Genomic DNA, 14,134 nt, shown 5'->3' with positions numbered 1-14,134 from the left:
GTAGCAATAAAGGAGGAGAAAAAAAGAATTTAAAAGGAGATTGCATTGGTGAAATAGGAATGGTAATGAATTTTATTTATATTAAATTAAAATATAAGAAAATTTTATTTTTAGAAAGATAAACTAGATATGATTCCTCATGTTGGTAATGGCTCGCTCTATTATGCTTTAACAAAAGATTGCGGCTATATTAAGGTAGTCGGTTGGGGCTCTTTTGATAAATGCAACTCTTTAAGATTGTTTTACAATCAATTGTTAAGTAGTGGCATTCGACGGCTCATTGTTGATCTTCAAGGATGCACCTACATGGACAGTACATTTTTAGGGACATTGGCGGGAATTCATATCAAGTTTAACCAAATCATGGGTGAGTTGAAAATTGTCAATGTTAGCAAAAAGAATTTGGATTCGATTGCAACTCTTGGATTGGATAAGATATTTAAGATTTTGATGCAATGGGATAATACTCCCTTTGCTGATCACATTGCTCCTTTTGACAACCATTCTCTCCGGAAAGAAGATACGCCACTAACAATGTTGGAAGCCCATGAGCTTTTGATCCATTTGGATCCACGGAACAAAACGAAATTTCAAGATCTTGTTGATTACTTGAAAGAAGAGGTAGGAAAGTCTGCATCTAAAGAAGATGTTCAGTAGTATTATTCTTATTTCCATTCTTGCCCTTGTGATGGGGTTATGGATATATGAAAAACTGCTGGGAAAATCGTTGCAACTCAATTTGACAAAAAGCGAAGAATACAATCAGAGTTTTATTCAGTACATAAAGAGTCTCTCTTCTCAAAAAGCACTTTCAGAAGATATCCAGAGCCTATTGGAACTAGTTATGAAATTGATCTCGGCCAAAGGCTTGGTGTTGCGGCTCGAAAACATGCCTGAAAGAGCTTTATTGGAATCTTGTTATCAATTAGGGGACATTTCCCTAGAAAAATTGAAGGCAAATTTAAAAAGGCAGACAACAAAAAAAGAGGTAAAGGACACGCTTTTTTCCAACATAGAAAAAAATGGAATATCAATTGGATACTTTTATGCCGAGCTGAAGGAAGAAGGCGATGAAGAGTGGCTAAAAAAAGTCATAGCTATGATGATAAACCAAATCTTTTTTTTCCTAGAAAATCATAGTCTACAGCGTGAATTAAAAGAGGATACGATCAGGTTCTTTGGGGAAATTCAAAAAGGATGGCTTCCCAACATAGAAAACTCCTTGAAGGGTTTTAAAGTTTCTGCCAGATCCATACCTTCTTCTCGGTTTAATGGAGATTTTTATGATTCAATCAGGATAGATGATTATCACTGTGCCCTTGTGTTAAGCGATGTGGCTACTAAAGGCTTGTCTTCCCTTTTAATAAGTGGCATGTGCCGAACAGCAATTCGTTCTCTTGTGGATCATATCAGATCGCCATTGGAGATTCTCTGTAGACTTAATGAAGTTCTTTATCCAGAAATTTGTGGGAAAACCATTATTTCCTTAATTTATCTTTTTATAGATGAAAAACTTAATACAGTAACCATGGCCAGGGCCGGTCATGAAATGCCCATTTTTTGTCGCAAGGGCAAAATAGAAAAAATCGATCTGCCTGGTATTTGTTTAGGGATTGACGAAGGTAAAATATTCAACAAAATGGTTAAGGAGCAGGAGCTAAAATTGCAAAGCGGTGATTTTTTGCTTTTATTTACAGATGGACTTGTCGAAGCGGTCAATAAAGAAGGAGCCTTTTTTGGTCGAGAAAGGGCAGAAAAAATAGTTCAAGAGATGTCTGAAAAAGATCCTGATATTGTGTTAAGTGCGATTGTTGAGCAACTGAAACTGTTTTGTAAAGAAACGGCTCCCTTTGACGATGTGACCCTCCTGGCCCTTTCAAAAAATTAGTGAAAGAAAGGGAGAATATGCAATTATGAACGCTATGGCAGAGACAAATATGAAAGAAGGACAGCAAAGGGTTGAACCAGCTGTTGAATCAATGGACAATGCCGCCTTTGTTGTAGTTAGCTCCCGACTGCTCTCAGAGTGGAAGCAAAAAGCTCAACAGACTGATGAAATGCATGAAAAACTACTGAGGACTCTAGCTGATTGGGATAATGCACGGAAAAGAATTTCAAAAGAAAAGGACGAGGCCATAAAGCATGCAAATACACAAATTTTTCAGTCCCTTTTGCCTGTCATAGACAATTTTGAAATTGGTATTCAATCTTCCCAAAAGGCATCGGATATTAATTCAATTCTCACGGGAATCAAAATGGTTTTGTCTCAGTTTTTACAGATATTAAAAGAAGAAGGAGTCGAACCTATTGAAGCTTTAGGTAAACCATTCGATCCGCATTTTCATGAGTCCCTAGGATTTGTTGAAACCGATGAGGTAGAAGAAGGACATGTTGCAAGTCAGCTTAGAAAAGGCTATATGTACAAGGGTAGGCTGTTAAGAGCTGCTGCTGTCTATGTCGCTAAAAAACCGATGGCTCCTTCTAAGGGGGAAGTTTCTGCCGAATCTAAGGAGGAAGTTCCTGCCCAAGAAGGCAAAAAGACTAGTGATTAATTTTGCTGAGTCTGTCGGCATACATTGGATTTTAGGGTATTTTGTATAATATTTTTGAAAAAAATCAGTAATAGAGAAGAGTGAGGATGGCGAAGATTAAAAAAGATTATTACGAACTTCTTGGTGTGGAAAGAGGGGCATCGACTGAAGAAATTAAGAAGGCTTATAGAAAATTAGCCCTCAAGTATCATCCGGATAAAAACCCTGGAAACAAGCAGGCTGAAGAACTCTTTAAAGATATAAGTGAAGCCTATGAGGTGTTAAGCGATCCAGAAAAAAGGGCTGCTTATGATCAATTTGGTCATGCAGCTTTTGATCAAAGGGCTGCTGGACCCGCTGGATTCCACGATCCTTTCGAAATTTTCAAAGAGGTCTTTGGCTCGGGAACATTTTTTGGAGATAGTCTGTTTGGAAGCCTTTTTGAGGAGGCTTTTGGCGTAGGTGTAGGAGGAAAGCGAGGTAAGCAGCAAAGAGGGGCAGATCTGCGATGTGATTTAAAAATCAGTTTTGAAGAAGCTGCGTTAGGTTGTGAAAAGGAAATAACCTTTACAAAACTGGATACTTGTCCGGGTTGTGAGGGGAGGGGGTATGCCCCAGGTTCGGGAATGATTAGTTGTCCAGTCTGTTCGGGAAGCGGTCAAATAAGATCTTCTAAAGGATTTTTTACCATTGCGCAAACTTGTCCTCGTTGTCATGGAGCTGGAGCTATCATCGAGAAACCCTGTCTGCGCTGTCATGGCGAAGGAAGGATCAAACAAACTGCTCAGCTCAAGGTCAAAATTCCTCCAGGGATTGACGAAGGGTATCGGTTAAGGCTCTCTGGTCATGGAGAATCTGGCATTGCAGGGGCACCACCAGGGGATCTTTATGTGGTCATTCATGTTATGCCTCATGAACTCTTTAGTCGCCAAGGCAACGATTTGTTGTGTGAGATGCCGATAAGCTTTGCTCAAGCAGCCTTAGGAGGAGAAATAAGTGTGCCTACTTTGACTGGACACGAAATTCTTAGAATTCCACCTGGAACACAAAGTGGGAAGATTTTCAGGCTTCGTCACAAAGGCATTGCGGATATTCATGGGCATGGGATTGGCGATCTGTTAGTAAAAGTTCATGTAGAGGTGCCAACACATCTTACACCGACACAACGATCTTTATTGGAGGCTTTCGCAGCGGCATGTGACCAGAAAACACATCCTCAACAGGAAAGTTTTTTTGAGAAAGCCAAGAGATTCTTTAGGTCTTCATAATCCTTTAGAATAAGAGATCGCTTAGGGCTGTTCTTTTCTTGGTGACTATTGATTCTTCTCCCCTGCGGTCAGAACAGAAAGCTAAAAGAGCATATGGAATATGGTGGTTGTTCCAACTTGGAATGAGGATCGAGGCTTTTATTATGGAGAGAAGCCCCTTTTTACTCTTAGTGGGGATCAGGAAGATTGGGGTGAAGTTAAATCCGTTCTTAAAGAATTAAGTAAAATAAAAAAAGAACAGCTAGGATTAGTTGGTTATGTAGGCTTCGAAGGGAATTTCTGGTTTGGCTTTTACCCATGCCTTTCTTTGTTTAAGGATCGTTTCAAGCTCTCTGCTTTTTTAAAAAGCAAAAAAAAATCAAAAGCATCTGCCTTTATTCGCCCCGCTTTCGTTTCTAATATAGGACCTCAGGGATATGCTTCAATGGTTACAAAAGCAAAAGAGTATATTGCCGCTGGTGATATCTACGTCATTAATTTAGCAAGACAAATTTCTTGTCAGTGGGAAGCAGACCCTTTGTCGGTGCTTGCTTTTTTTCTTCATGAAGGCAAAGGACTAGGAGGAATTTGTTATTTGGATGATGCTCCACAAACGCTAGTCTGTGCAAGTCCAGAGCTGTTTTTACAAATCAATGGTAAAAGGATGACAAGCAAACCTATCAAAGGGACAAGGCCGCGAAACGGCGATAGGGTTTCGAACAGAAAAAATCTTTTGGACCTTGTTCAAAGTGAGAAAGAAAAAGCGGAGTTGTTAATGATAACGGATCTGGTGAGAAATGATTTTGGAAAAGTTTGTCATTATGGAACGGTGAAGGTTAGCCAGCTGTGGCGAATTACGGCTCACCCGCATCTCTATCACATGCATTGTACCATTGAGGGGATCCTTTCCTCAGCTTACGATATGATCGATGCTTTCTTATCTAACTTTCCAGGAGGTTCGGTGACGGGTACCCCTAAAAAACGAGCGATAGAAATTATCAAAGAATTGGAACCCAATCCTCGAGGTCTGTATTCAGGAGCCATTGGTTATTTTATGCCCCAAGAGGCTGCTTTTACGATGGCTATAAGGCTTGTGGTGATTGAAAAGGGAGTAGCAACTTTTCATGTCGGCAGTGGCATTACTTACGATTCAGATCCTTATGCCGAATATGAAGAAACGGAACAAAAAGCAATTTTTATAAAAAGTGCTCTTGAGAATTGTTTGAAATAATGATTTTTTAAAATAATTTTGATGCTTATAAGAAGCCTTTCCTGATTTTTTCATGAAAGTTCAAAAAAACAATTTTACGGCCAAATGCATTCCAAAAATAACTATTGGCGAATTCTACAAACAGCATGGCGAGTTGCTTCATTTATCCCTGGTGGCAGGCAAAAAGGGTTTTAATCGGTTAATTAGAGAAGGATCAATTAATCGCCCGGGTTTACAGCTTTCCGGTTATTTAAGATATTTTCCTAAGCAAAGGGTCCAGATTATTGGATGGGGAGAGATGTCTTATCTGAAAAGTCTTCCCATTGCAGAATCTGAAGAACGGATAAGACAGCTTTTTTTAAAAAAGATTCCTTGTCTAATTCTTTCCCGTGGAATGACTCCTCCCTCCTTCATCGTTAAACAAGCCGAGGAGTTAGGGGTCCCTCTTTTTGTCTCACAACTTCATACGATGCGGTTAATCAACACCGTGACCATCTGTTTGGAAATGGATTTTGCTCCTCGAACCAATGAACAGGGCAGCATGGTAGATATTCAGGGGATTGGAGTGCTTATAAAAGGTCCAAGTGGTATTGGGAAAAGCGAATGCGTCCTTTCATTGGTAGAAAGAGGATATTCTTTGGTTGCCGATGATGTTACAACAATTTATTGTTTGGAGGGTAGAGAATTAGTGGCTAAGGCTCCAGATATCAGTCGTTTTCATATGGAGGTAAGGGGGATAGGAATCATCGATGTAACCACTCTTTTTGGTTTGCGAGCGATTCGGCCGGAAAAAAAATTGGATATGGTAGCGACTCTTAAAGAATGGGAGAAAGGAGAGGAAATTGAAAGGGTACACCTAGAGCAAGATTATTATGAGATATTCAATATTCGTGTTCCGCATGTCACCATTCCCATAAGACCGGGAAGAGATTTGGCGACCCTTGTAGAGGTGGCTGCACTGGATCAGAAATTAAGATCGATGGGATACAATGCGGCAGCCGAATTCAACGAAAAATTAATTAAAATCACTGGAAGGAACCATAGGAAGGGCTAAATGGAACCTGAAGCGAAAGAATCGGATTCTGAAAAAACGAGCTTTTCTCCTGTAGTGCGTGAAGTACTTGTTCAAAACAAACTAGGCATTCATGCAAGGCCTGCGGCCATGTTTGTAAAGATAGCTAACCGCTATGAGTCAGACATCAAAGTGGAGAAGGATGGCGAAGAAGTCAATGGGAAAAGTATCATGGGGGTGATGTTGTTGGCAGCTAGTATGGGTTCTAAGCTTAAGATTACAGCTGTTGGCCCTGACGCACAACAGGCTGTTGAAGCACTGGTCAATCTCGTGAATAATAAGTTTGGAGAAAATCAATAAGAGGTTAGCGAGCAAACGTTTTAAAGTATAAATGCAGCGCTAATATGGAGGAATTTAAAGAAACATTATTAGAAGGGTGCCCTGCTTCTCCTGGATTATCCTTTGGATCTGCTTTAATCCTTCAAGAAGAGCATGAAATTATTAGGGAAAGAAAAATAGAACCTCACGAAATTCGTAGCGAGCTTGAGAAGTTTGAAAAAGCGATTCTGCAGACAAAAGAAGATCTGTTAAAGGCGAAGGCCTCGCTGTGTGGCATGGGATTAACTGTAGAAGAAAGTCTTTTTGATGTTCAGATTTTGGCTCTTGAAGATGATATGATTTTGCAGGCTGTCAAAGAAAAACTGGAGCGTGATCTTGTTTGTGTGGAGGCAGTCTATCAAAACATCATCAGGTCATTTATTGCTGGACTGAATAAGGTTGGAGAAGATGAATATTTAAGGGAAAGAGCGATTGAAATTCGGGATGTCGCAAAAAGAGTTTTAAAAAAACTAAAAGGAGAAGAAGGTTCCCTACAAATCCTTGATTCTCCAAGGATTTTGATTGCTGATTTTCTTATGCTTTCTGATCTGGTTTCTTTAGATCTCCGACACGTCTCTGGAATTGTTACCGAAGATAGGAGCAGAACTTCCCATGCGGTTATTCTAGCTAGGTCTCAAGGCATTCCTGCTATTGTCGGCATTCAGGGTATTTTACATAAAGTGATCAATGGACAAACGGTACTGATTGATGGTTTCAAAGGAATCCTTTTAGTTAACCCTTCTCCAGAAAGAATAGCGATGATCAAAGAGAAAACATTGCCTTCGTCTTATTTAGAATTATCCGATCATAAAATCCTGCACCAACTTGCTGAATCACTAGATGGAAAGAAAGTTTATGTTTCAGCTAACATCGAATTTCCTGAGGACATCCCTGTGATGACGAAAAGTGGTGCTGATGGCATTGGGCTTTATCGGACAGAGTTTCTGTTTCTTAAGGCCAACCATCCCCCATCAGAAGAAGAGCAATATGAAGCCTACCGAAATGCTGCCGTCCATGCTAAACCTCATCAGGTCGTCATTAGAACTCTGGATTTGGGTGCCGATAAAATTGTTTCCTATTTGCCTTGGCGATGGATGGAAGAAAATCCCGTTCTAGGTTCAAGGGGTATTCGTGTTTCTTTGAAAGAAAAAGAAATGTTTAAAACGCAATTGCGTTCGATCCTACGAGCGGCTGTCGAAGGAAATGTCGCAGTAATGTTCCCAATGATAACCGATCTTACTGAAATTATTGCCGCCAAGGAAATGATTGAACAAACAAAACAAGAACTTTTTCATCAAGGGGTACCCTTTGGAGAGATCAAGTGTGGGGTAATGATTGAGACCCCTTCTTCCTGTTTAATCGCAGAGCATCTTGCTCAAACGGTTGATTTTTTCAGCATTGGAAGCAACGATCTCATTCAATATACGCTAGCGGTTGATAGGATGAATAATAATGTTGAATATTTATACCAACCTTTTCATCCATCCGTGCTACTTTTGATTCGCATGGCTGCAGAGGCGGCTCATCGAAGAAATATTCCGATTGGAATCTGTGGGGAAATATCAAGTGATCTCTACCTCTTACCATTTTTTCTTGCAGTAGGGATCCATCGACTTAGTATGGGTTCTGTTTTTATTCCAAGAACGAAAAAAGCGATTCGTTTTTTGGATGTTGATAAAATAAAAAATAGTCTATCTCCACTATGGGAGGCAAAAACCTCTAAAGAGACATTTGAAATTTTAAAAATGATTGCTCAGTCTTATTTGCCCTCCTGTTTTTTTGAACAGTAGCGCAGAAGATCTCTGAATCTGGAATATCAACGGAGAAAAAAACATGCGTGCTTTACTTCTATCTGCTGGATATGCCACAAGATTATACCCTCTGACTCTGAACCAGCCTAAAGCCCTTTTGTCCGTAGCTGGAAAACCAATCCTCGATTATCTAATGGATAAGCTTTTTGAACTTTCTTCATTGGATGAAATCTATGTGGTTACTAACCACAAGTTTTATGGGCATTTTGTCGAGTGGAAGCATCGATATACAGAGGAAGCGTTGGTAAAATTTCCGATCGTAGTGTTGGATGATGGTTCAACCACAGAAGAGAATCGACTAGGTGCTATCGGAGATATCCAGTTTACTATCGAAAGAATGCAACTCCAGGATGATCTTATTGTTCTTGCAAGCGATAATCTTTTTTGTGCCTCCCTTACCTCTTTTGTTTCTGAAGCCAAGAGGAAAAATAGCCCCTTGCTAGGTGTTTACAACTTAAAAGACAAACAACTTGCTTCTAAATATGGGGTGGTGAGTTTCGATGCCAATGGCAAACTAAGTTATTTTGAAGAAAAACCCCAAAATCCACCGACAAGTTGGGTAGCAATGGCTCTTTATTTTTTCCCAAAATCGATATTATCTTTGGTTAAAACGTATCTGAGGGAGCAAAAAAATACTGATCAACCAGGTCGATTTATCCAGTGGCTTTATCCTCAAATGGATGTCTATGTTTGGGAATTGACAGGCCTGTGGTTTGATATTGGTAGCAAGGAGACTTTAGAAGCGGCAAACCTTGCCTTTCAATAAATGGAGTTGCATTAGGACTAAATGCTAGGCATGGAATATGTTCCGACAAAATCAGCAGAGAGGAATTTCCTCCAGTTAAGAAAATTGTTTCCTCGGTTTGTCTTTAGCCGTTTTTCTTCCGAAATAAGACAAAAAACTCTTTATGTGGAATATGAGTTTTGGACTGGGAAAGACAAGACGGAGGCCATTTTTTTTCGACCATACTTAAAAATTTATGGACTGCCACTTGAGCCGAAGAATAACCTCGGCCAATATCTGGATGCTTTTCTTTTTCATATCGGGATGATCGAGCTCATCAGCTATTGGAAGGCTACCTGTTCTCCACATATTCTCATTGAGACAGCCTTCCTTTCTCTAGAGCAATTGAACTGGTGGTCTAAGCTGTATTGGAAGGGGTTAGGAGAATTTTTTTTTCAAAATGGCATTGAAAAAGCTGCTGATGAGCTGATGCAGATTGAATGTAGGTCGCAGAGGCAATTCCCAGCTGTGGAATTTCCTTTTCTAGAAGGCAATGTTCTCCCTATCGGAGGAGGAAAAGATTCCTTTTTAACCTTGGAATGGTTGAAAGAGCAAAAAGAAAAGAATCTCTGTTTTTTATTGAATCCTGTTCAGTCTCAATGGGACACCTTGGAGTATTTCGGCTATCCTCAAAATCAGATCGTTGTGGTGGAACGGAAAATCGACGATCAACTCTTAGAGCTTAACAAAAAAGGCTTTCTCAATGGTCACACTCCTTTTTCGGCGCTCTTAGCCTTTATAGGAGTCTTACTGATGGCCATACACAAAAGAAAGTATTTCATCACTAGTCATGAATCTAGCGCCAGCGAGCCTACGATCCCTTCCAAAGGCATTAATCATCAATATTCAAAGTCTTACGAATTTGAAAAGGATTTCCAAAACTATCTGACTGATTTTTTATGTCCTTCTTTTTGCTACTTTAGTTTTTTGCGGCCACTCAATGAAATTCAAATTGCCAGGCATGTTAGTGCTATCCCAAAATCGGTACGCATCTTTCAAAGTTGCAATCGTAATCGGAGTTCTGGAGGATGGTGTGGACACTGTCCTAAATGCCTCTTTGTCTTTTTGATCCTTAGGCCGTTTGTTCCCCAAAAGGAGCTTGAGGTAATTTTTGGATCAGATCTTCTGGAGAACGAATCATTGTTTGGCCTCTTGTTGTCCCTTTGTGGTGAAGGAACCCATAGGCCTTTTGAATGCGTTGGATCTGAGGAAGAAACTAAAGCGGCGGCAAGCCTTCTTTGGTATCAAGCTAGAAAATCCAAGGAGCATCCGCCGCTTTTAATCAGAAAACTTATCGAGTCGTATCCCGAATTTTTGTTGACAATGGAAACCCTGCAAGCTTTGTATGATCAAACGGATCGAGAACATCGTCTACCACAAAAATTTTTGTCGATCCTAAATGAAAAATGTAAGATAAAAGTTCTTTTTAATGACTGAGGCTATTCGTGATTATTTTTTAGGGAAAAAGATCCTCATTTGGGGGCTTGGATTAGAGGGAAGGGCCACTCTCGAATTTCTTTTAGCCCATCTTCCTGAAACTTTTTTTTTTGTTAGCGATAGCAATCCCGCAGCTCTAAAAGCTATTCAGAGTCCTTGGATAGGACAAATTGAGGAAGAGGATCTTTTTAGCTGCATGGAAAGTTTCAATGTGATTGTTAAGAGCCCTGGGATTCGCACAAGCCATCTAGCCATAGAACCTTCTATAAAAGAAAAAATAGTGTTACAGACCGATCTATTTCTCCAATTTTGGCCTGGAATAACTATTGGGATAACTGGTTCAAAGGGCAAAAGTACGACGACTTCGTTGATCCATCATCTGCTAAAAACAAACGGGCTGGAAGCCTATATTGGAGGGAATATCGGAGTTCCTCCTTTTCATCTGATCCCATTTGCCTCAGAAAAGGCGATTGCTGTGCTTGAGCTTTCTTCTTACCAATTGGAATATTGTCGACATTCTCCTTCTATTGCCATTTGGCTCAATCTCTATCAAGAGCATCTCAACTATCATGGCTCTTTTGAAGCCTATAGCCTGGCCAAAAGCAACATCGCAAGATTCCAGTCTTCCGAAAATTTTTTTCTCTATAATGCTGATAATCCCTCTTTATCGGAATTTTTAGCTTCTATTGATCCCATGCCCGGAAAATTGATTGCCGTTGATGATAAATGGCAAGAAACATTCGATTGTTCTAGGCTTCACCTTCCTGGAGAACACAATAAGAGAAATGCTCTTTTTGCTGCCTTAACAGCTTCTCTATTTGGGATTTCTGCTAAAAAGATAGCCGAATCCTTTGCTAGCTTTTATGGACTGCCGCATAGGCTCGAATATGTGGCAACCATTGAGGGAGTCTCTTATTATAACGACTCCATTGCTACGGTTCCCGAAGCCACCCTTGCTGGGATCGAAGCCATTCCAAATGTTGAGTCACTCATTTTAGGCGGACAGGATCGAGGCCTTCCTTTAGAAGGTTTTGCTTCGAAGCTTTGTCAAACAAGAAACTTAAGGAATATCATTCTCCTTCCTGAGACCGGTTGGCGAATCGGCACCTTCTTCGAACGTAAAAACCACAAAAAAAATATTTTCTTTGCTAAAGATCTCGAAGAAGCCGTTATCATTGCTAGTAAATTTACCACGAAAGGCTCAAGCTGCCTTTTTTCCCCAGCAGCCCCAAGTTACCACCGCTATCTTAATTTTGAAAAACGCGGCGAACACTTTAAATGGCTTGTGTCCCAGCTAAAAAATATTTAATCGGCCTTTCCATTAGGACATAGCCTGCCCTTATTTTCCAAAACTCAAATATTGCAAAGATATTCTACGGAATAAATCTTCATTTTTTCCCCTCTCATTCCTATAGGAGGGGAGTCTACATAATGAAGCGGATTTATTCCATTCCTATTTCTTATCCTATAGCATTGACTTTTTTGTTCTTTAGGATTTCTTTGGCGCAGAAGCCTCAGGTCAACCAGGTCTCTCTGGATACGAATGAAATACCAGAAATCACAGTTCAGGCGATCACTGAAAAATCTCTTGTTGTACCTTCAGAGGGAAAAGCCAAGCAAGAGCTAGAACAAGTTCCTGGTGCGGTCAACTTTATTCCTGCCTCAAGTTATCGCAGAGGTAGGCTACAAGGCTTGCGTGACGCCCTTCTCAACCAGCCGGGAATCTATATCCAGGAATCCTGGGGAGAGCCCAACGATTACCGGCTATCGATTCGCGGAACAGGGCTCCAGTCACCGACCTGGACACTACCCAGTATTCTGGTTCTGCAGGACGGACTGCCCTGGACTATGGCGGACGGAGAAATGTTAGGCTTTTCCAACATCGATCCACTGGCGATGCAGTATGTCCAAGTTTGGCGTGGAGCCGATGCCCTCCAGTTTGGAGCGGTTGACCGGGGAGGGGCCATCAATTTCACCTCGTATACCGGTTACACCGCACCCAAGGCGCTAGCCTTCTTCGAGATGGGAAGCTACGGATTTTGGGAAGGGCAGCTAGCTAGTGGTGAGGTGATGGGGAAGGCGGATGTCTACGCCTCTCTTTCTGATGTGGCTGCGGAGGGTTTCAGAGCTCACTCCGCAATGAACGATCTTCGGCTCAATGTGAATTTAGGATATCGGATTAGCCCCGATGCAGAAAATCGCGTTTATTTTACCTATGTCAACCAGCGTGAGAAGCTGACAAGCACGCTTACCGAAGAGCAGATGTTCACCAATCCGACCTTCTGCAATCCCGCCTATACCCTCATGGACTTGCGTCGCTATATCGATCTTTTGCGTGTTGCTGACCGGGTGGCACTCCGGCTCGATCCAGACACCTCCCTGACTCTTGGGGTGGTCTGGGACAACTCGCAGTTCTACCATCCTATATTTACATTTTTACACATCAACTACAACGATTTTGCTTTACCGATCCAGCTCCAGGGTAGCTCCACCCTCTTTGGCATTCCCGAAACCCATATCATTGGGCTTCTCCCGCAAGGGATGTTTGGAGAGCAAACGGCTTTCGCCATGAAATTTCCCTCTCCAGCACAGGGTCCCTTTTCTGGAAGCTCATATTACATTGCGGCGAACGTTCCGCTCTATATGCAGGAGAGCCTCCAGCTTACTAAACAACTTGCACTCATCGCAGGGATGCAGCTCGATTACTCCCTGCGCAGTGCCGAGACCTATAACCAGGTGCCCCTCGGGCCCCACGGCCCCCAAGTTTTTCAAGACAACTCCTCGAGCCGGGACTACTACGGGATCAACCCCAAGCTTGGTCTCCTTTATCAAGCGACTAAAGGGGTGCAGTTCTATACCAATTTCAGCCGGGTCTTCGAGCCACCAAACTTCACTGAACTGATTCCAGCGGTCACCATCATTCCTCGAGGTCAAGCAATGTTCCCCCTTCAGGCGGAAACAGGGACCAGTATCGACATAGGCACCCGAGGTGTATGGAAACGGCTCCAGTGGGATATCTCTTATTACCGCTATTGGATGGACGACCAGATCCTCCTCTACTACCCAGCCGCTGTCATTGCGCAAGTGACCAATCCTGCTGCAATCACCGCCCCATTCGTCGCCTTTCCTTTTAATGCGAGCCCGACCGTTCTCCAGGGGGTCGAGACCGGCTTTACCTTTATCCTTGCCAAGCGTTTGCTCCCATTCTTTCTTTCTGGTACTTCTGATTTGGATCAGCTCTTGCTCAATGTCAACTTTATGTGGAGTAACTTTCGCTTCGCCCATGATCCAGTCTATGATCATAACCGATTGCCACTTTTCCCCATAGATTATCTGCAGGCACAACTATTATACCAACATCCTTCTGGCTTTTACATTGGTCCTAATGTAGAGGCCTCTATGACGCCGTATCCTGTGGATTATGCCAACACGCTGTTTGTGCCTTCTTGGGCCATTTTAGGGTTTCGTTTAGGGTATATCTCTCCACATGGTTGGTCTGTTTATTTCGATGCTCGGAACATCACAAACGAAATTTATGCAGCCACGGCAACGCCGGTAACCAATGCCATGCTTGCAGGAGGAACCGCTGCACAAGCAGTTTTTTATCCAGGGCTACTTCAAGCTTTCTACGGGGGGTTTCAATGGGCCTGGTGAAAACGCCTCTTTGCTTTTTGATCCTTCTCTTTTGCTATCTTCTCACTAGCAAGCCAAGGAATTCTATTTT

The 14,134-nt window shown here is 41.8% G+C and carries 12 protein-coding genes; all 12 read left to right on the top strand.

Annotated features, from left to right (window positions below; translation table 11 throughout):
* The first annotated feature begins 129 nt into the window (after positions 1-129).
* Complete coding sequence (locus tag QOL44_RS10585) at positions 130-657, top strand: STAS domain-containing protein (RefSeq protein WP_009061676.1); 528 nt, start codon at positions 130-132, stop codon at positions 655-657.
* On the top strand, positions 647-1,888 hold the full coding sequence (locus QOL44_RS10580; RefSeq protein WP_009061674.1) for a PP2C family protein-serine/threonine phosphatase: 1,242 nt from the start codon (positions 647-649) through the stop codon (positions 1,886-1,888). Before QOL44_RS10585 ends, QOL44_RS10580 begins: the two co-directional genes overlap by 11 nt.
* A gap of 34 nt (positions 1,889-1,922) precedes the next feature.
* A complete protein-coding gene (locus QOL44_RS10575) occupies positions 1,923-2,552 on the top strand; it encodes a nucleotide exchange factor GrpE (protein WP_134373075.1) in 630 nt (209 codons plus the stop codon).
* A gap of 86 nt (positions 2,553-2,638) precedes the next feature.
* On the top strand, positions 2,639-3,799 hold the full coding sequence (gene dnaJ / locus QOL44_RS10570) for a molecular chaperone DnaJ (RefSeq protein WP_009061670.1): 1,161 nt from the start codon (positions 2,639-2,641) through the stop codon (positions 3,797-3,799).
* A gap of 100 nt (positions 3,800-3,899) precedes the next feature.
* Entirely contained in the window at positions 3,900-5,009 is a 1,110-nt protein-coding gene (locus QOL44_RS10565; protein ID WP_009061667.1) for an anthranilate synthase component I family protein, read from the top strand.
* Positions 5,010-5,061: 52 nt separating this feature from the next.
* Entirely contained in the window at positions 5,062-6,042 is a 981-nt protein-coding gene (gene hprK / locus QOL44_RS10560) for an HPr(Ser) kinase/phosphatase (protein ID WP_009061665.1), read from the top strand.
* Positions 6,043-6,360: an HPr family phosphocarrier protein gene (locus QOL44_RS10555; RefSeq protein WP_009061663.1), complete on the top strand. Its 318-nt coding sequence runs from the start codon at positions 6,043-6,045 to the stop codon at positions 6,358-6,360.
* Positions 6,361-6,404: 44 nt separating this feature from the next.
* A complete protein-coding gene (gene ptsP, locus QOL44_RS10550) occupies positions 6,405-8,168 on the top strand; it encodes a phosphoenolpyruvate--protein phosphotransferase (protein WP_009061661.1) in 1,764 nt (587 codons plus the stop codon).
* A gap of 43 nt (positions 8,169-8,211) precedes the next feature.
* Positions 8,212-8,955, top strand: coding sequence for a nucleotidyltransferase family protein (locus QOL44_RS10545; RefSeq protein ID WP_009061659.1), 744 nt, complete (start codon positions 8,212-8,214; stop codon positions 8,953-8,955).
* Positions 8,956-8,976: 21 nt separating this feature from the next.
* Positions 8,977-10,410: a hypothetical protein gene (locus tag QOL44_RS10540; RefSeq protein ID WP_009061657.1), complete on the top strand. Its 1,434-nt coding sequence runs from the start codon at positions 8,977-8,979 to the stop codon at positions 10,408-10,410.
* The gene (gene murD, locus QOL44_RS10535; RefSeq protein ID WP_009061656.1) at positions 10,403-11,719 is read left to right on the top strand and encodes a UDP-N-acetylmuramoyl-L-alanine--D-glutamate ligase; all 1,317 of its coding nucleotides are present in this window, start codon (positions 10,403-10,405) and stop codon (positions 11,717-11,719) included. Before QOL44_RS10540 ends, murD begins: the two co-directional genes overlap by 8 nt.
* A 122-nt stretch (positions 11,720-11,841) precedes the next feature.
* Positions 11,842-14,064: a TonB-dependent receptor family protein gene (locus QOL44_RS10530; protein WP_009061654.1), complete on the top strand. Its 2,223-nt coding sequence runs from the start codon at positions 11,842-11,844 to the stop codon at positions 14,062-14,064.
* Positions 14,065-14,134: the final 70 nt, after the last annotated feature.

Source organism: Candidatus Methylacidiphilum fumarolicum (assembly GCF_949774925.1).
GTDB lineage: Bacteria > Verrucomicrobiota > Verrucomicrobiia > Methylacidiphilales > Methylacidiphilaceae > Methylacidiphilum > Methylacidiphilum fumarolicum.
The sequence above is the reverse complement of the archived record's forward strand: the minus strand, read 5'-3'. Positions and strand labels throughout refer to the sequence as shown.